19 protein-coding genes and 1 riboswitch are annotated in these 18,123 nt (G+C 38.1%); of the genes, 4 read left to right on the forward strand and 15 right to left on the reverse strand.

Features of this window, described 5'->3' with window-relative positions; all coding sequences use genetic code 11:
- A partial coding sequence (locus tag DNK84_RS08365; RefSeq protein ID WP_208123235.1) for a transposase occupies positions 1-330 on the reverse strand: 330 nt, incomplete at its 3' end.
- Positions 331-369: 39 nt separating this feature from the next.
- On the opposite strand from DNK84_RS08365, the gene DNK84_RS14325 reads away from it, so the two are divergent.
- Complete coding sequence (locus DNK84_RS14325; protein ID WP_162902320.1) at positions 370-540, forward strand: hypothetical protein; 171 nt, start codon at positions 370-372, stop codon at positions 538-540.
- Between the two features lie 195 nt (positions 541-735).
- Entirely contained in the window at positions 736-2,127 is a 1,392-nt protein-coding gene (locus tag DNK84_RS08370) for a hypothetical protein (protein ID WP_162902321.1), read from the forward strand.
- On the opposite strand, the gene DNK84_RS08375 is transcribed toward DNK84_RS08370, so the two are convergent.
- The 10 genes from DNK84_RS08375 to glyA form a co-directional block, all read right to left on the reverse strand.
- Entirely contained in the window at positions 2,124-2,423 is a 300-nt protein-coding gene (locus tag DNK84_RS08375; RefSeq protein WP_119344086.1) for a VOC family protein, read from the reverse strand. The genes DNK84_RS08370 and DNK84_RS08375 overlap by 4 nt on opposite strands.
- Before the next feature lie 186 nt (positions 2,424-2,609).
- Positions 2,610-3,605, reverse strand: coding sequence for an FUSC family protein (locus tag DNK84_RS08380; protein WP_119344087.1), 996 nt, complete (start codon positions 3,603-3,605; stop codon positions 2,610-2,612).
- Positions 3,598-4,605 (reverse strand): FUSC family protein, encoded by a 1,008-nt coding sequence (locus DNK84_RS08385; RefSeq protein ID WP_119344088.1) that lies wholly within the window; start codon positions 4,603-4,605, stop codon positions 3,598-3,600. The genes DNK84_RS08380 and DNK84_RS08385 overlap by 8 nt, the downstream gene beginning before the upstream one ends.
- Positions 4,586-5,416, reverse strand: a complete 831-nt coding sequence (locus DNK84_RS08390; protein WP_119344089.1) for an HlyD family secretion protein — start codon at positions 5,414-5,416, stop codon at positions 4,586-4,588. The genes DNK84_RS08385 and DNK84_RS08390 overlap by 20 nt, the downstream gene beginning before the upstream one ends.
- 61 nt (positions 5,417-5,477) lie before the next feature.
- Positions 5,478-6,419, reverse strand: coding sequence for a DMT family transporter (locus tag DNK84_RS08395; RefSeq protein ID WP_119344090.1), 942 nt, complete (start codon positions 6,417-6,419; stop codon positions 5,478-5,480).
- Between the two features lie 53 nt (positions 6,420-6,472).
- Positions 6,473-7,519, reverse strand: coding sequence for a Holliday junction branch migration DNA helicase RuvB (ruvB, locus tag DNK84_RS08400; RefSeq protein ID WP_119344091.1), 1,047 nt, complete (start codon positions 7,517-7,519; stop codon positions 6,473-6,475).
- 141 nt (positions 7,520-7,660) lie between these two features.
- Positions 7,661-8,827 carry a cation:proton antiporter gene (locus DNK84_RS08405; protein WP_119344092.1) on the reverse strand — a complete coding sequence of 389 codons (1,167 nt, stop codon included), beginning with the start codon at positions 8,825-8,827 and terminating at the stop codon, positions 7,661-7,663.
- Positions 8,828-8,904: 77 nt separating this feature from the next.
- Positions 8,905-10,047, reverse strand: a complete 1,143-nt coding sequence (locus tag DNK84_RS08410) for a cation diffusion facilitator family transporter (RefSeq protein WP_162902323.1) — start codon at positions 10,045-10,047, stop codon at positions 8,905-8,907.
- Positions 10,048-10,140: 93 nt separating this feature from the next.
- Entirely contained in the window at positions 10,141-10,764 is a 624-nt protein-coding gene (locus DNK84_RS08415) for a PQ-loop repeat-containing protein (RefSeq protein WP_119344093.1), read from the reverse strand.
- A 53-nt stretch (positions 10,765-10,817) separates the two neighbouring features.
- A riboswitch (TPP riboswitch) is annotated at positions 10,818-10,945 on the reverse strand.
- A gap of 63 nt (positions 10,946-11,008) precedes the next feature.
- On the reverse strand, positions 11,009-12,289 hold the full coding sequence (glyA, locus tag DNK84_RS08420) for a serine hydroxymethyltransferase (protein ID WP_119344094.1): 1,281 nt from the start codon (positions 12,287-12,289) through the stop codon (positions 11,009-11,011).
- A 99-nt stretch (positions 12,290-12,388) separates the two neighbouring features.
- Between glyA and yjgA the strand changes: the two genes are divergently transcribed.
- Both yjgA and DNK84_RS08430 read left to right on the forward strand, forming a co-directional pair.
- The gene (gene yjgA, locus DNK84_RS08425) at positions 12,389-12,913 is read left to right on the forward strand and encodes a ribosome biogenesis factor YjgA (protein ID WP_119344095.1); all 525 of its coding nucleotides are present in this window, start codon (positions 12,389-12,391) and stop codon (positions 12,911-12,913) included.
- 7 nt (positions 12,914-12,920) lie between these two features.
- Complete coding sequence (locus DNK84_RS08430; protein ID WP_119344096.1) at positions 12,921-13,412, forward strand: retropepsin-like aspartic protease family protein; 492 nt, start codon at positions 12,921-12,923, stop codon at positions 13,410-13,412.
- A gap of 1 nt (position 13,413) precedes the next feature.
- Here the strand turns inward: DNK84_RS08430 and DNK84_RS08435 are convergent, their stop codons facing one another.
- The 4 genes from DNK84_RS08435 to DNK84_RS08450 form a co-directional block, all read right to left on the reverse strand.
- Positions 13,414-14,307: a 1-aminocyclopropane-1-carboxylate deaminase gene (locus DNK84_RS08435; RefSeq protein ID WP_119344097.1), complete on the reverse strand. Its 894-nt coding sequence runs from the start codon at positions 14,305-14,307 to the stop codon at positions 13,414-13,416.
- 5 nt (positions 14,308-14,312) lie between these two features.
- Complete coding sequence (locus tag DNK84_RS08440; RefSeq protein WP_119344101.1) at positions 14,313-14,492, reverse strand: rubredoxin; 180 nt, start codon at positions 14,490-14,492, stop codon at positions 14,313-14,315.
- A 147-nt stretch (positions 14,493-14,639) separates the two neighbouring features.
- Positions 14,640-15,542 (reverse strand): acyltransferase, encoded by a 903-nt coding sequence (locus tag DNK84_RS08445; protein ID WP_119344098.1) that lies wholly within the window; start codon positions 15,540-15,542, stop codon positions 14,640-14,642.
- A gap of 202 nt (positions 15,543-15,744) precedes the next feature.
- Positions 15,745-17,925, reverse strand: coding sequence for a DNA internalization-related competence protein ComEC/Rec2 (locus DNK84_RS08450; RefSeq protein ID WP_119344099.1), 2,181 nt, complete (start codon positions 17,923-17,925; stop codon positions 15,745-15,747).
- Positions 17,926-18,123 lie beyond the last annotated feature (198 nt).

Raw genomic sequence — 18,123 nt, forward strand, 5'->3', positions numbered from 1 at the left:
CAAACCTTCAATCCGCGTGCTTCGCTTGGGAACAAGTACAGGATCAAATTCACCTGAGCGATCACGAGGCACATCAATTTCCAATAGGCCATCTTCTGTTATTACGCTTTTTCGTGCCGTGCCGTTACGTGCATTAGCAGAATCGCTACGTTCATGCCTGTCATAACCAAGATGCGCCTTTAGTTCACCTTGTAAAGCACGTTCAACCAGACCTTTGGTTAATTGCTTCAATACGCCATCTGATTTAAATAGATTGGATAAATCAGCACCTGATTCGACAATGAGATCAAGCGCTTGATCTAATGCTTTGTTTTGTTCTTTGTTTTTCATCTTTCGTCCTTAGATTATACGTTTTAACCATTATAACCTATGAAAGAATTTACACAGTTATTTCAATACTCCCAAGTGCGTCATCGTCGCTTGGCGGCGATCCACGAGATGATCGTTGATAGCCTAAAGCGTTATTGGCCAATACAATTGGTTTATCCTTTTTCTGCCATTAGACAAGCTTTTTTATCAGGCGCAAACCGTTATTGGTAAGCAATAATTCTGACGTGGATTCCTGCCAAAGCCTTGCTTTTCAAGTTACTCATCTCTTATGTATTTAAAAAAAATCATGATTAAATAACGATTTTTATCAAAAATAAAGCCATTGATTATGCTATCGATTGTCTTTTATCAATGGATTTGCTAGCCTTAGCCTACTTGTACAGCCCCACATTTAAAAAGATAAAAATGCACAAAGCCAAAATATTTTTTCTTAATTGCATCTACCATCCAAGCTTAATTTATTTTTGTATCTTGCCAATCTATGTGCCCATGCGCGCGTTAGCAGGAAACATCCAAGGTTTTCAGGTTGTTTTTCACAATGCATATGAACGCTTGTACTTTTTTGTTGATATGGTCAGCATTGTCGCTCTTTTAGGTATTATCGTCTGGTTTGTGGTCTTTTTGACAACAAAATTCAATAAAACCACCTCACAAGATGACGCCATCACATTAATTGGCTGGTTTTGCCCTTTTGCGTTAATGGTAACAACTTATTTACTATTAAGTGGTCATTACTCTGCATTGGTTGTTTATGCGGCAATGGGTGCACATTTTTATCTGTTGCGTTACCTTGGTGTTCATGTTGTTTTACAAATGAAAAAATATAAACTCCAAGGCGAACATATTCTAGGTGATGAAATAAAAAACAATCTGCTATCGTTTATGATTAATACCTTAGGCACCATTGTAACGATTTTATTTGTCCTGGCTTCTTTTTATCACAGTCTTTTATATTTCACCCTGAGCACAAGCTTTTTAGGTGGTGTTTACTTTTATTTCCGCTATATTCATAAAAAAATTCATCACTTTCATTTAAAAGCCTTATTAAAAAGCATAATCCCCTTTGCAATCGGCTGTATACTTGCCATGCTGGTGGGCATTATGATGTTTGCCTGGCACGTTTTTTCATCCTGGTTGATTTTATTAAGCTTTCTTATCGTGAGCTTTGCACTTTTAAGACAGGTCAAACCGCGTTATGTATTGATGTATATAACAGGCTATGGTCAATACGCCCTGGTATTATTAACCATCATGGCCTCATTGATTTTATTCTTTTTATCTTCGGTTGCACCCAAAAAACTATATGACAGCCTGTATATGCTTGAGCCTGTTTTTTCATTGCTTATCGTTATTGTTTATTTAATCGGCCTTTATAAAAGCCAGAATAAAATTGCCGATAAACAGATCGTGCACAATGTCTATAAGACAAATTTCTTATTGATTATTTTTGCCATAAGCTTACTTGTATTGATCACACAAAGCCTTGTACTTATTATAGTTGGACTGATTGGCTTTTTGTTGATTTACTCGATTATTGAATACAGAACTCAGTTTAATATGATGCAAATCATACTCATTAATCACTACAACCCACAGACCAATACGCTATTAAGCATTTACACGGAGATTATTCGATCAGGCATTATCCCCGTGGTGTTTTTTGGCGTATTAAGCTTATTGCGTCACAATACACAAATGCCATTTGGTTTAGAAGTGCTTACCGCAATTATGATTATTACCTGTGTATTATTTATTTTTAACTGGATAAGTCTGTTTATTCTACAAAAACGTGTTTAGTCTTTAAGTGGCAGCATTATCTCGATAATATTGCCAGATGGGTCCTTTATATAGGTTGAACAGGTATTATCCCGGTGTTTGGAGAGTTTCCCATACTCCCCGGCGTTTTCTTTACAAAAGGCAATATGTGGTGGGTGTTGTTTTTCAATAACAAAGGCCAGTTTAATATTGGCAAATTGAAGCATCGCCCAAGTATCATCCTGATATAAAACCTTCGCTTGAAACTCCTGTTGATACCAGGACACCGTTTCTGAGAGATTTTTTACAGAAATAGCAATATGGTCGATTGCATCCATAACTTACCTTTATCATCGTATAAAATACCTTATTATACCACTGGCAGATTATTTTGCAGTAGCCGTAATCACTATTGTTAGAAATAACAAACCATCTTATGACGTTTGTTTCAAATGATGCATATTTTAAACGTATAAAGGAAATAAAATTAGCAAATTGGTGCGGCTAAGTTTATCGTTTTATGTTCAGCAAAAGCTCTTAAACGCGGCCTTAAACGCATGTAGATTTTTCATCAGAACCTGGCAATTTTCTTGCATTGCCGTTTCATAAACAGTCCAGTTTAGCGCCTCTTGCTGCGCTTTGTCATCATTAACTGCTATGGTTATATCCAATACTTGTGGTTCAATATCAACAGTAGAAAATTGCTGTTGAATCACTTTTAGACTGCCTTCATGCTGTTGATAAAAGCGCTTTGCCTGTTCAGGGTGCTTCATCAGCAAATATTGAATACTGGCAAAGTCTATTCTTAATTGAAAAACAGGCTGCAAGCAGGCATCAAGCTTTACTTGTTTGTGTGCTGGCAGTTTGCTTTTGTTTAATTCAACATTTTGCTTTAATGTCATTAAGCCTTCATTAAACTTCATCGCCTGATCGACAGAAACACACGCATAGCTCCCTTTTTCAAAAGCGGATAAAATAAGTTGATAGTGTCCCTTATAGGCATGAAAAATATCCATTAATGCTTCATGTATTGTGTGAAAAATAAGCGATTTAGGGCGAAAAAGATATTCAGCAATAAAACAAATAGCACAGGCAATAAGGGTGTCAAGAAATCTTGCCAGCATAAATAAAGGTGCAGACATGCCAGCAGTTGGCAACGTTGAAAACAACAACATTACCCCCATGGTGATAAAAATACTGGCATAAAAATAATGCACAATGGCATAATACATCGCCAGGATGATAATTACCGGCAAAATAATGATCACACCCATATGAACCCTTAAAAGGCTTACCAATAATAAACCCAACAGTAATCCAATGATTGTACCTGCCAGACGGTATTTTATGCGGTTATTAACAAGCCCTGGCTCAAATGGCATATAGATAATCATTAAAGTCATTGCAATCCAATAACCTCGCTCTAAATCAAGCATAAACCATAAAGCAATTGCAAGACTCAAAGCAAACGTTATTCGCACACCACGATAAAGTGTCAACTGTTGCAATCTATTAAGCATAACGCCCTCTTAATGCGATAAACTGCTGATAGAAAGGATGAATTTCACGTAAAAATCGATCAATATCATTTACCACCTCTTGATGAATAAGGCTTAATTCATCAATCATAAGCGCATCTGTAAGCAATGATTCTTTTTCATCATTAATAATATGGTCAAGGCGTTTGACATAATATACAAATAAATGCTTATCACCCTCGTGATTATTAATCAGATATATCAAGCTTAATAATAGCTTATGCGCAATATTGATATAGGCTTCAACAAGCGCATAAAAATGTTTATCAGCCTTTTTTAAACGAGGTAAATGCTGGCGTAAAAAATAAATATGTCGATACATATCATAAATGTCTGCCTTATAATTACCTGTATGTGCTAATTGTTGAAAAACACGTCTTAAGGCATACAAAAAATCAAGCGCTGCGATAATTGCCTTGGCATTAAACCGCCTTGGCATTATTAAAGCAAAAAATACAGCCACCGTATAGCAGACAAATAACCCCCATAGATAATCTTGCAATACTAACCAGCTATTTAATGGTTGTGATAAATCGCTGGTATAAAGCAGATGAATAAATATTGGCAAGAACACGACCCCAAGCACAACGTGCAGCCGTCTGTTATTGTTATTGATTGTTAAGCTATAACAGGTTAATGTGTACAAAAACACCCAGCACAATAAAAGCCAACGAGACTCAATCGTAAAAAAAACACCTAAAAAACTAATCACTAAAGAGCCAATAATCCATGTCGCAGTCAAACACTTTTCATAACGCATCTGGCTTTGCGGAAAATCACTGACAAAGACAACAAACATGCCCGCAACGATTAAAATAAGGAAGTTTGACCACTGAAAAACAAGATATAAGCCACAAAGAAGCATTGTTGCCAGTAACGTAGTGATCGCATTATAAATAATATCTAAATAAGGATCCTGTGTTAGTGTATAAGTGTTCTGTTGCTTTTTAGACGACACAAATTTATGATACCAGGCTGACATAGGCGCTGGCTCCAACATGCAATGGGTAATGAGGATCAGGATCTTTAATACGAATCAAAACAGGAAAACGTTGTGGTAATAAAAGCCACTGATTCTCAGAAGGGATCTGCTGCAAATAGCTTGCTTGATTGATCTGTTGGCGCCCCACCGCCCAGTTTACTGATTCAACAACACCATGATACACTTTATCACCTAAATACATGCGCAGGCGAATATTTGCTTTTTGCCCGACCTTCACCCCACCTAAATCTGTTTCCTTAAAATTAGCCTGAACCCACCACTTTGAGGTATCAACTATAACAAAAAGTGGTTTATAAGCTTCAGCCGGTGCTCCTGGTGCTAAAAACATGTTGCTGATAATACCATCTGATAATGCCCGCGGTCTTGTTGCATCAAGGTTAGCTTTGGCAATATTTTCCCTGGCTTTTGCCTGTGCAAACTTGCTTTGTGAAAGCATATACGCCTTGTATGACAATTTGCCGTTTTCAAATTTTTCCTGAGCTTCTTGATAGGCTTTTTGTTGTTGCATAAAATCCATCTTCGCGATTAGATATGCATTCTTATAAGCAGTATCATCAAGCTGCAACAGCACCTGCCCTTTTTGAACAAATTGACCATTTTTCACACAAATATCTTTAACAATTCCCGAAACACTGGTAGCAACTGGACGCACATTGGCAACCACATAGGCATTATCCGTTATCTTGGAGAAGTAAAAATAAAAATAAGCCAGATATCCCAAGACAATAACGATCACGATACCAATTAACAGTTTGCTTTTCTTTAAGAAATTCGTGAACGCTGACATCATCCAAATACGAATATTTTATACCTAAAGCATATTGTAGCTTGCAAATATTGCTTATACCAACTCAAACAAGCATTTTTTGGGCTTTAAAGGTGCCTGATGAAGCAAAATAAATACCTAGAATCAGCACACTTCCCCATGCGATAAATGAAGCGTGTAAGCTTGCAATATGAAATAAAACACTAAAGATCCCAGCCCAGAAAATAAAGCTTGCATTAAAAGTCGTCCCAAGACTTGGGCCAATGCGCTTAATTGCATGATAATAGGCAAGGTAAGAGGTTGCGGCTGTTACGACACACCCAAGGATTAATAAAGGCAAAAACACCCCTTGTAACATTGCGATAAATTGTCCCTTTTTCACATAAAACAACACCGATAAGATCACGACATAGGAGATGGCCGAGCAAAATTGTCGCACGGCTAACAGCCAGGAAGTATCCTGATCTGTTTTTTTGGCCGCCACTGAAAATAAAATCGACTCCATACCCCAGCCGATCATTGCACATACGGCAAATAACAGACCAATGCTGATATTGGTAATGCCTGAACGCTCCCCGGCAATTGAGATAAAGATCACACTGATTACCGATAAGATAATTCCCATGATTTTAAGCCTTGTTGGGCGCTCACGCAAAAAAACGATTGCAAGCAACAGCGCTACAACAGGATAACAAGAAGTAATCACCCCTGCATAAACAGGCCCTGCATAAGCGATGCCAACGATGCCTGCGACCATACCTAAAGGCCCTGCACAAATTGCAGCAACACATAAAAGCAAAAAGCTTTTTTTATTCTGCTTTAGGTTTTTCTTAAATGTCCCTTTAAAATGATGATAACCAAAAATACTCGCGCAAGAAAAAGCGTCCTGCATGAGGGATAAAAAAAGCGCCAGTATAATAACGGCCAGTGTCGTATTATTTACTAAGGCCTGTTGACTGTATATATTTGCAAAAACATCATTCAAGCCCCAAAGCATTCCTGAAAGAACGCCGATAATAATACCCAAAAAAAACTCCTTTGTTTAACTTATCGTAAACTCAGCATACTCTAACAAATTTATCAATAAATATCCAACCCTGTTTGCGGTGTATCTTGACTGCGATTATCTGGCATTTGTATGTCAAAATGTCGATAGGCATGAATCGTTGCAATCCTGCCGCGTGACGTACGCATAATATAGCCTTGCTGAATTAAATAAGGTTCAATAACATCTTCAATCGTCCCTTTTTCTTCACTGATCGATGCTGAGATGGTATCAAGCCCAACAGGCCCACCGGAGAATTTATCCAACAAGGTTAAAAGATAACGACGATCTAACTGGTCAAAGCCAAGCGGGTCAACATTGATTAATGACAATGCCTTATCAGCAACTTTGTGGTCAACTTCACCATTGGCTTTAATCTCCGCATAATCACGAACCCTGCGCAACAGGCGATTGGCAATTCTCGGGGTTCCTCTGGCACGTTTGGCAATCTCCTTTGCCCCTGAATCCTGCACCTTAATATTCATAAGCCCCGCCGAGCGCATCACGATCTTTGTTAAATCCTCAATACTGTAAAACTCTAATCGTTGAACAATCCCAAAGCGATCACGCAAAGGCGACGTTAAAAGCCCAGCCCTTGTTGTTGCACCCACCAAAGTAAAAGGCGGCAAGTCGATTTTGATTGATCTTGCAGCAGGGCCCTCACCAATCATAATATCCAATTGATAATCTTCCATCGCCGGATAAAGCACTTCTTCGACAACAGGTGACAAACGGTGGATCTCATCGATAAACAGCACATCGTTTTCTTCAAGATTTGTTAATAGTGCTGCCAAATCCCCTGCCTTTTCTAATACAGGCCCTGAGGTTTGTTTTAATGAGACATTCATTTCATTGGCAATAATATGTGAAAGCGTTGTTTTTCCCAATCCTGGCGGGCCAAATATCAACACATGATCCAATGCCTCGCCTCGATTTTTCGCCGCTTTGACAAAAATCTCCATTTGCTCACGAACGGTTGGCTGGCCTTCATAATCTGCTAGTGTTTTGGGTCGAATCGCCCGATCAATCTGATTATCACCAGGCTGCTTATCCCCTGAAATAATACGGTCTGTTTCTATCATTTCTCTAACATGATCATTATAACTGTCTTAAGACTACCGCATTTTTTTAAAATTGGATAGCTTTATACCGCTGATAAATTATTTTTCAATATTTTTTGCGTTGCAATTAAACCCGCAACATCCGATTTTTTAACAAGCGAACTAATCACGTCTTAGACGATCTGAAACGGCAATTGGGCTTGGGTAGGTTAGTACAACGACATACGATGATACGATAAAGCTTAAAATACAAACAGCCTCAACAATCGTCTGTGTTGTATTCGTGGCAATACCAGCGGTGGCGGCTAATGTGATCAGCATTAATGAAAACTCACTGCCTTGGCCTAAACGCACACCAATCTCCCATGATTCTTTGACCGGTTCACGTGTCAACCAAAGCGTTAAAAAGTGTAAAAGCGGTTTTAACAGCAACAATGCAATTGTCAATACAAGCACGATATCCCAGACTTCACCAAGTTTAATCACATCAAATCCAGCACCGACTGAGAAGAAAAACAAAATCAAAAAGAAATCACGCAGCGGCTTTAAGTTTTCATAAATGTATTTCGCAATAGGAGAACTTGCCACAGTAACTCCAGCAATAAATGCACCAATTTCATTGGATAGACCAAATAAAACAGCCAATTGCGCCATGCCTAAACACCAGCCAATTGACAATAAAAACACATATTCCTGAAAGCGGCTAAACCGGCGAAACAGCTGGAATAAAAAATACCGTTGTGCGACATAGCCAAGCCCACCTAAAACCGGCAAGGCCAGAATTAATTTGATTAACGACCACAACTGAAAACTTTCAGTTTGTGAGGAATAAAGACTGATGAAAGTCAGCATTAAAATCGCCAGTAGATCCTGAATCAATAAAATCGCAATAACAAGCTCACCGATATGTTTGTGGTGAAGCGCTGTTGTTGGCAATAATTTCAAGCAAATAATCGTACTTGAAAAAATCAATGCAGCACCAATTAAAAGCCCTTGGGCACCGATCCCAAAAAGGTGAGTCAAAATAAGCGTTACGGCAATAAAAACGACACTACTGGTAATAGAGACAAAAAGGGCTTTGCCTAACATGGCAATCATGCTTTTGATCTCCAAATTCAAGCCGAGTAAAAACAGCAAAAACATAATGCCAATATCGGAGATTTCATGTACGGTTTGTACATCATGAATCAATCCCAAGCAATGGGGACCTACAATCACACCAAAGACAATATAAGCCACGATAATCGTCTGGCGGGTAAAAAGTGCCAAGGTTGCAAAAACAGAAGCACCAAAAAACACCAGGAAAAAAACAAATAATAGGCTATGCATGTATATATCCTTGCTGTGCACTGTGTAAACTTTTATTCTCTAGTGTAGCAGCGAAACAACTATTGTTCTTACCCGCTTCATTCACAAGTAAAAATTTTAATCGTTGTTTTATGAATACCTTGAATAGAAAATTCCTGAAGTGCCGCACTAAGATTACCATATTGATCATTGCTATTTAACAAAAAGTATAACGTAATCTCCCTGTGATGATAATAGATAAGATACGTAATTTGGTGCAAATCAAACACTTTGTCCATTTTTTGCTGTAAAAACGTTTTCAGTTGCAAATCAATTTGCTGACGCGATGGTGGCATTCTTTGCGGATCGACAAATTGCTCAGGATGTTCGGTGACATCAATATGAACCGTAATATCTTTTATATGTGAAATCTCATGTGCAAGGGCACCACGGACATGTTCACCAATATAATGACCTTCTGATGCCGTAATAAATGCATCAACCAAGATATGGACATCTAAGAGTATTTGCCCAGCCATTTTACGTGTGCGAAGGCAGTGATAATGCTTAACACCATCGACACCTTTTATCACCTTTTCTATCTGATGGAGTGTTTCAATATCCACGCCTGTATCAATAAGCTCAGATAATGACTTATATCCCCATTTAACACCCATCTTAATAATCATAAAAGCGACGATCACGGCAGCTGCGGCATCCATCCATAACAACCCAAACATCGTACCGATAAGCCCGATTAACACCACAACAGATGACCACATATCCGAACGACTATGCCAGGCATTAGCACGTAGTAAATCTGAGTTGACTTTATTAGCAGCGATCATGGTGTACCGATATAAGCCCTCATTAGCTAAAATTGATAAGATTGCAGCATAAACCGTGGCTTGTCCTGGAAGGCCTAACTGGCCAAGATACCAGTCCATCAATGAATGATAAGCAATCAAAGCGCCCACAATAATTAAAAATAATGATAAAATAACCGTCGCCAGCGTCTCAATACGTTCATGGCCATAAGGATGATCGTGATCAGCGCCCTTATTGGCATGCTTTGCGGCAAAAAGCACCATGATATCACTTAAAAGATCTGATAAGGAATGTACACCATCGGCGAATAATGCAGGGGAGCGGCCAATCAAACCGATCAACATTTTAATAACAGCAAGCAAGGTATTGACGAACATCCCAACGATAGTCACTTTCTTGCTGATTTGATAACGCTCGTTTTCACTGATTGCCATCACCGTTAACCTACTTGATATAAATTTACCTGCTATGATACGGATTTAGCATGGATTGTACATAAAAACCCGACAAATAAGACCGATTTAGTGCTAATTAATAATCATTTGCAAACGTCGATAATATAGGCGTTGCGCGATAATAACGAAAAGAAAACTTAAAATAACCAGCGGGCTTACAATACTAGGCATGGGCCAGGAAAAACTTAAGGCTGATATCTCATCACAGATTAAAGCCGATGCGTTTAACACCATAAAAATAAGGCTAAAGCCTTGTGCTGACTTGTATTGCACATTTTTAATGATTTGCGGCAACCAATAGATTGAATAGCAAATCATGCTGATAAAGCCCACCGTTTCTAAAAATCGCGCTGGAAAAAGCTGTTTAAATGCGATTGCCCCACCTATCAATAATAATAAAACAGCCAGCATATGAAACCACAGGGATTTTATTCGACTATCGCGATAGATTTGATATTGCTGTATCACTAACAAGCCAAGCGTTAATAGCGTTACTGCCTTGTATTGCCATTGAAGATCAAAGCCAAAACCATAGATCAAATCAAGCACATTAGCCAGGATCATTAATAGCTGTGTGCCGTAACTGATGCCAAAGGCCTGGTGTTTAAGCTGATTATAAAGAATCTGTGGCAAAAAGTACAAGCAATAAATCAAAAATGAAATATTGATGCTGATCGTACCGATAGTGTGTGTCATCACGCCCTCTTTTCTTTTGTGCTTGGCGCAGAAAAGAAGGCAATATTCACGACAGAATTAGCTTACCAACTTCCTACGCCGGTATTAACCGGATCAGGTACAAAGGGTTAAGCCTAATGCTTTCTCAGCAAGCCAGATGATTGATTTACAACTACATATGCCTGCACCCCTGTTGTAAGCGTTATTATATTAGAAATTGAAAAGAAAGCAATATACAAAACTGGAAAGCGCTTAACTTCGACTCTTAACAAGCAGCCAGCGCTTTTGATGCATCACTATAAACAGGGAATTGCTCACAAAGTGCAATAACTTTTTGCTTAATTTCTTTTTCTAGTGATTGATCACCCAGGTTGTCGATAATATCACACATCCAATGCGCAATCTGGGCACATTCGTCTTCTTTGAATCCACGTGTTGTAATTGCAGGTGTGCCGATGCGAAGGCCACTTGTCACAAAAGGAGAACGCGGTTCATTCGGCACGGTGTTTTTATTTACCGTGATATTTGCACGCCCCAAAGCCGCTTCAACATCTTTACCCGTAATATCTTTTTTAATTAAATCAATTAATAACAAATGATTTTGCGTGCCGCCTGATACAACATCAATACCACGGGAGATCACAACTTCCGCCATCTTTCTTGCATTTTTGACCACTTGCTCCTGATAAAGTTTAAACTCAGGCGATAATGCTTCTTTAAAGGCGACTGCTTTTGCTGCAATTACATGCATTAATGGACCACCTTGAGTGCCTGGAAAGACAATTGATTGAAACTTCTTTTCAAGCTCAGGGTTTGCTTTAGCCACAATCAAGCCACCACGTGGACCACGCAATGTTTTATGTGTTGTGCTTGTCACCACATCAGCATAAGGTACCGGGTTTGGATAAATGCCTGCAGCAATAAGCCCTGCCACATGCGCCATATCCACCATTAGATACGCACCGACTTTATCGGCAATTTCTCTAAATCTTGCCCAATCTGCTATCCCTGAAAACGCTGAAAAACCGGCAACAATCATTTTTGGATGATGCTCAAGTGCCAAACGCTCAACTTCATTATAATCGATATCGCCTGTTTCAGGATCAAGGCCATATTGAATTGCATTAAAATATTTACCGGAGAAATTTACTTTAGCGCCATGGGTTAAATGCCCACCATGGGCAAGTGACATGCCTAAAACCGTATCACCTGGTTGCAATAGTGCAAAGTATGCCGCGGCATTTGCTTGTGAGCCTGAATGTGGCTGAACATTTGCATAATCTGCGCCAAATAATTCTTTCACACGCTCGACTGCAAGTGACTCTGCAATATCAACATATTCACAGCCACCATAATAACGCTTACCTGCATAGCCTTCTGCATACTTATTGGTTAACTGAGAACCTTGTGCTTCCATCACACAAGGACTTGCATAATTTTCAGAAGCAATAAGCTCAATATGCTGTTGCTGACGCATGTTTTCTTTTTCAATAGCCTGGTAAAGCTTTGGATCAAAATCAGCAATTTTAAGGCGGCGATCGAACATGTGGCTTCTCCTAATTGTTTTACTTACATTTTAAAGTGGTTATACATAAAAATTTTCGCTATTATTCTACACATAACGACTCGTAAAAGACAGTGAAAAATGACAAACAGCCCCTTTGATGCCAATGGCGATGACACCATACTATCCACAGAAAAAAGTAAAACACAAATTAAAAAAGAATCTCTAGATATTACTGCCTTTGGCCGTAAACTTCTGCAGTTAAATGTTGAGCAGCTTAAAAAGTTACCGCTTGATAGCAGCATTATTGATGAGCTTATTAAGGCCAAGTCAATGTCGAAAATTGCCCTAAAACGACAAACACAATATATCGGCAAGCTGCTGCGTAAAACACATATTGATGACGCCGTTGATTTTTTGGAAAAGCAGAACAAATCACATAGCGCTGATGTTGCAAGAAGCCACCGACTTGAAAAACTTCGAGACAAGCTTGTTGATCCTGCAACATCCCAAAAGGCGATTACTGAGTTGATGCAAATAGATCCCACGGTTGATGTTCAAAGACTAAGACAGCTTGTTCGTGCTCACCAAAAGGAAGTCTCTCAACAAAAGCCTTTAAAATCATATCGTCAAATTTTTCAATTACTCAAAGAGATCAAATCATAGGAAAGTTATGCAGAAGAAATTCATCTATGCATTTTGGATTATTATTTTCCTTTTGATCACGTTTATTGCACACCATTATTTAAACCAAAAACAAAAGCAGCAACTAACACCAAAAACAACAACACAGGACCAAATACGCATTGTTCAGCTGCAAGCTTATAATCACCAATATAAAAGTTTTGGACAGATCAATGGTCAACCCGTGAAGTTTTTAATTGATACCGGTGCAACAAGTGTTTCAATTCCTGAAAAAGTTGCCAATAAAATCGGCCTTAGAAAAGGCTTTGCCATGCAGGCCAATACTCCAAATGGCGTCATTATCGTTTATTACACAAAATTAGACAGCCTGTCTATTGGCAGTATCATGCTTTATAATATTCAGGCCAACATTAACCCTGCCAGCAACAGTGATTATGTCTTATTAGGCATTAGCGCATTAAAACACATTGAAATGTCTCAAAAAAACAATGTTTTAACCCTAAAACAATATGGCCCATAGGCTATCGCATTTGATGATATCGATAGCGTGCAAGCATCGCCTGGTTGCCAAGCACCCCGCCACAATGAATATAAATAACAGGCTTTATCAGGCGATCATAGTTTGCCAAAAGCACCTGCCAGGCAATAGGGTCATAAAGTAAATCAAATGTGATGCCGGTTTGTTGTAAAAGCGCTTCATACATTTCAAGATGTTCTCTATAACATTGCCCAAAGCGATATTTTTTTTCACTTTCAATAATCATCGGTAAAACATCATTACCTAAAATATGCATTTGCTGAATTAAATAGTCTTTATCACCAACACAAGGTGTTGTGACCACCTGATGACAAGGCAGATGTTTTTGTAAATAAAATGCTGTAGCTCCCGTGCCTGAGGCAACAAAAATGGAAGCCTTGGCAATATTATGCTTTTGTAAAAAATGCTTAATTTGTGTCGCTGAAACGATCATTCCTGCTTCTGCCTGTGAAGCAGCGCCCCCTTGAGGTAAAATACAAATATCCTTACCAGAATGGCTTTTGGCATAATAGGTATGCAAAAAATCTGTCGTAATTTTGCCTTCATGCTCACATAGATTCATCCCAAGCTTAAGTGCTGATTGCAAATTACCTTGCGGTGCACACTTAATGTTCGCCGGAACCTTTCTTGTCCAATAATCAAAAGGAATCTGATAATGATATGTTAAGGCTGCTACGGCCTGCATATAATTTGACTGATAGCCACCAAGCGAGACTATCTTTTGTGGTATATCACCCTTTTGTAACTGCTTGAGCAACCCATAAAGCTTGAAAAATTTATTTCCTGAAATCGGTGCGTCAATCAAATCATCCCGCTTAATAATTATCTTTTTATCATAAAAGTAAACGGGCTCAAATAAAGGTGATGTAATAGGCAAAGGAATTAGATTTCCATCATCTCAAAATCTTCTTTGCCTACACCACAGTCTGGGCACTCCCAGTCTTCAGGCACATCTTCCCATTTCGTTCCTGGCGAAATACCATCTTCTGGCCAACCCTCGGCTTCATCATAAATAAAGCCGCACACTACACACATATACTTTTTATACTCTAATTCTGACATCACTTGACTCTTTGTTTCATTTTCAAACATGCTTCACCTAAATGCACACATTATAAAATATGTGCATATATTACTAATTTGATGGGGTAATGTTAAGTAAATTGCATATAAATTTTTCTTTACCACAAGTAAAATGCGCTTAGTAAGCTATACCGCTTGTGAATCATTTTTTGATAAATGCTGATCAAGCCATTGATCTTTTGATCGCCAATGCTCATTAATCCAGTTTTGAAATACTTTTTGCGCCTGAGTGTCTTTATAGTAGTCTCCATAAGGAATATCCTTTAAAGGAATAAAATCCACATGAATCTCTACCACAGGCACACGCCCACATAAAAAATGCCAGAAATTTGCCTGCGAGTATGGGTAACAAATCGTGATATCCAAAACGCCCATAAGTTCGTCTTTTAATGCGTGCAACATCATTGCCATACCACCGGCTTTTGGTTTTAATAAGTGTTTATATGGTGATTGCTGTGCCTGATGTTTTTGTTTTGTAAAACGCGTTCCTTCAATAAAATTGATAACAGAGATATTTCGTGCTTGAAATTTTTCACACGCTTTTTTTGTCTTAAGCAAATCATGCCCTTTCTTATGTGGATATTTCTGAAGGTATTGTTTTGAATAGCGAGACATCAAAGGAAAATCAAGCCCCCAACAGGCAAGCCCAATAATCGGCACATAGATAAGCTGTTTTTTCATAAAAAAGGTGAGAAACGGAATTTTGGTTAAGAAGGTTTGCTGTAACACCACAATATCCAACCAGCTTTGATGATTACTGATCAATAAATAAGAGTGATGCGGCAAGAAATCTTTGTAACCACAAATGTAATAACGTGTTGGTAACAAAGCATGGCTTACATAATTATTAATCAACATCCAAAAAGTTGCGATGCCAACAAGTGCTTTTGTCATTAGTATCTGAAAAGACCGAATAGGAATCAATTTGGCAAGGGATAATATAATCACAGGCACCGCCATGATTAATGTATTCAAACAAAATAATAATAAAATAATCACACCAACCGCAATATGGAATATTTTTTTCATTCATTTTCCTTTATTTATCAGCACTCAAGGCTACTTAGCTATTTACCTGCATTATTGTAACCCTAGGTTTTTTAAAGTATATATTAAATTTTGGCAATAGTCCCCGCTATTACCTGCAATTCCATTAACCAAAATTTTCACAAATTGCTTTGCAGTAAAACACCGCAAAATGGTTTACAAGTGGTATGGTTTTTTTATTTGATTAACGTTTTGTATAAGACACGACTTTACTCGGCTTATCCTTGTAAAAATACACCATTATTGCGCCATCAACTGCAGTACTGTAAATTTGGCTACCAATATCTAAATAGCTTTGTTTTGTTTTTTGATCCGGCAAAGAAAACCCTTGGTGGTCTCCATTGCTAAAAATAACGTATCTGGGATTGACAGCATCAACAAATTGACGACTTGAGGCGCGCTTACTTCCATGATGCGGTGCTACCATCGCTTCTGAATTCAATGCGTCTTTATTAAGAGTAAGTAAACGGCGCTCTGCTTTTTTATAGATATCCCCTGTTAACAGCAAACTCCTTCGTCCTTGCCCAACTTTTAATACGCATGATCCATTATTCCCTGTGAAATGGTTGTCATTTAAAAAGGTAAAGTCCACGCCCTGATGCTGCCAGCTGGTTTTATCGTTACATTTTTTATTCTCAAGTCCTTGGATCTTCTGGTTTGCAATGACTTCTTTGACATCAAAGTTATTTAATAACGCATCTAACCCGCCACTGTGGTCTTGATCCATATGGCTGATAATCAATTTATCAATCTTCTGTACCCCTTGTGCCTTTAAAAACGGAATCAAGGTTAAATAAGCCAGCACAAATTTTTGCCCTCTGGCGCCTGCTGTATCATACACAACCGTGTAATCTTTCATCTGCACAACGACAGCCAAGCCATGATCAACATCAAGCACAGTGGCCTTAGCAATGATATCAACAGGCCACATTGGCTTTTGAAATATCGGTAATATAAGACAACAAGATAAAAGACGAGCGTGCCATTTTAATGGTAATAAAAAGCCAATAACGCCCAAAATCGCACTCACCGTTGCCAATAAAGACAAATGATGCCAGCTAAAATAAAGGCCATGATCGGCAAGCCAGGTTAGCCATTTTATTAAATACGTTAAAGATAAAATACTTAACCACCACTGTGACAATCCTATCGCAGTTAACATAAAATTGATAAAAAGTCCTGGAACAACGATAAAACTTACCCAGGGAATCGCCAGTAAATTGGCAATAACGCCAATAACAGAAAATGCATCAAACCAATAAATTGTAAGCGGAATCAATAAAATCATGAGTAAGCATTGGATCATGATATATTTTTTCACACCCTTGATTTCAGCCACAAGCCGACTGATGAAAATTAAAAATAAAACAGCGGAAAATGACAGCCAAAATCCTGCCTCAAAGACAGAAAAAGGATACCATAAAACAACGATAATACCTGCAATAATAAGCACATTGACACTGTTTATTTTTCGATAACTTAATAACGCGACAGAAAAGACAAATACCATAATGAAAGCACGTTGTGTTGGAATGGAAAAACCTGCCAGCATACTGTAGATAAATGCTGCAATAACCGCGCTTATAAGACCAACGCTTTGTGCGGGTATTTTTTGACAGGCTGATATTGAAAACGACCAGCACAAACGTCCAATAAAAAAAGCAAATAACGCAATCAAACCAATATGTAATCCTGAAATAGCAATTAAATGTGATGTGCCAGTTTGTTGAAAAATTTTCTTATCCGTTGTCGTCATCTCATTTTTATTACCAATTAATAAAGCACTGGCTAATGCCCTGACTTGCTGATTTTCAATATGCTTATCAAGCATTTTTTGAATCGCATAACGCATCCTGTCAACAAAATAGCTTGAATCAACGCCTTTAAATACATAAGGTTTATTGGTAATAACATAACCTGTTGCTTTAACACCTTGAAGACTAATCCAATAAGCATAGTCGAAGACATACGGGTTTTTAAACCCTTGCGGTGGTTTAAGCTTCACCCAAAGCTGCCACTTTGTCCCGGGTGTTAGCTTCCAAAACCCTAAGTACTTATTTGGGTAAATGTTAAGCTTAATAAGCCCTTCTTCTGTTTTAAATAAAAAGCTGGCCATCGATTTATCCTTATCAATTAATGAAGCAACGACCCCTGTTATTTCCACGTGCTGATAAAGCTTATCTTGCGGGAAACTTTTCGTGTGGCTTTTAATGACAAAAAGGCCATGTAATGCAACTAACAATAAGATGATTACAATAAGAAAAATAAAAGTACTGCGTTTTGATGTACTATTTTTCATCTCCATCACAAATAGGCCAATAACGATAAGAATTGATATTAATAAAGCATAGCAATTTTTTAGCATTATATTTATTGGTTAAGCAATCAAGTAACTGTAATTGAAAAGGCAGTTTCAACGGCCAATAAACAAATCAACATTTATAATCATTCTTGATTTACTGTACACGAAGAAAAATTTGCAAATTGCTGCTTGAAGCGTTATTTTTTCTTGATTTGCACAACATGAAAAAGCACCTCAAACAGCTGACGAACAGTTTAAAGG

This window comes from Facilibium subflavum (assembly GCF_003574485.1).
Lineage (GTDB): Bacteria > Pseudomonadota > Gammaproteobacteria > Francisellales > Francisellaceae > Facilibium > Facilibium subflavum.

What these genes read in the sequence shown, in the direction of transcription:
- DNK84_RS14325 (WP_162902320.1), top strand. Translation starts at nt 370, where the DNA reads ATGAAAGAATTTACACAGTTATTTCAATACTCCCAAGTGCGTCATCGT.
- DNK84_RS08370 (WP_162902321.1), top strand. Translation starts at nt 736, where the DNA reads ATGCACAAAGCCAAAATATTTTTTCTTAATTGCATCTACCATCCAAGC.
- DNK84_RS08375 (WP_119344086.1), bottom strand. Translation starts at nt 2,423, where the DNA reads ATGGATGCAATCGACCATATTGCTATTTCTGTAAAAAATCTCTCAGAA.
- DNK84_RS08380 (WP_119344087.1), bottom strand. Translation starts at nt 3,605, where the DNA reads ATGCTTAATAGATTGCAACAGTTGACACTTTATCGTGGTGTGCGAATA.
- DNK84_RS08385 (WP_119344088.1), bottom strand. Translation starts at nt 4,605, where the DNA reads ATGTCAGCCTGGTATCATAAATTTGTGTCGTCTAAAAAGCAACAGAAC.
- DNK84_RS08390 (WP_119344089.1), bottom strand. Translation starts at nt 5,416, where the DNA reads ATGATGTCAGCGTTCACGAATTTCTTAAAGAAAAGCAAACTGTTAATT.
- ruvB (WP_119344091.1), bottom strand. Translation starts at nt 7,519, where the DNA reads ATGATAGAAACAGACCGTATTATTTCAGGGGATAAGCAGCCTGGTGAT.
- DNK84_RS08405 (WP_119344092.1), bottom strand. Translation starts at nt 8,827, where the DNA reads ATGCATAGCCTATTATTTGTTTTTTTCCTGGTGTTTTTTGGTGCTTCT.
- DNK84_RS08410 (WP_162902323.1), bottom strand. Translation starts at nt 10,047, where the DNA reads ATGGCAATCAGTGAAAACGAGCGTTATCAAATCAGCAAGAAAGTGACT.
- DNK84_RS08415 (WP_119344093.1), bottom strand. Translation starts at nt 10,764, where the DNA reads ATGACACACACTATCGGTACGATCAGCATCAATATTTCATTTTTGATT.
- glyA (WP_119344094.1), bottom strand. Translation starts at nt 12,289, where the DNA reads ATGTTCGATCGCCGCCTTAAAATTGCTGATTTTGATCCAAAGCTTTAC.
- yjgA (WP_119344095.1), top strand. Translation starts at nt 12,389, where the DNA reads ATGACAAACAGCCCCTTTGATGCCAATGGCGATGACACCATACTATCC.
- DNK84_RS08430 (WP_119344096.1), top strand. Translation starts at nt 12,921, where the DNA reads ATGCAGAAGAAATTCATCTATGCATTTTGGATTATTATTTTCCTTTTG.
- DNK84_RS08440 (WP_119344101.1), bottom strand. Translation starts at nt 14,492, where the DNA reads ATGTCAGAATTAGAGTATAAAAAGTATATGTGTGTAGTGTGCGGCTTT.
- DNK84_RS08445 (WP_119344098.1), bottom strand. Translation starts at nt 15,542, where the DNA reads ATGAAAAAAATATTCCATATTGCGGTTGGTGTGATTATTTTATTATTA.
- DNK84_RS08450 (WP_119344099.1), bottom strand. Translation starts at nt 17,925, where the DNA reads ATGCTAAAAAATTGCTATGCTTTATTAATATCAATTCTTATCGTTATT.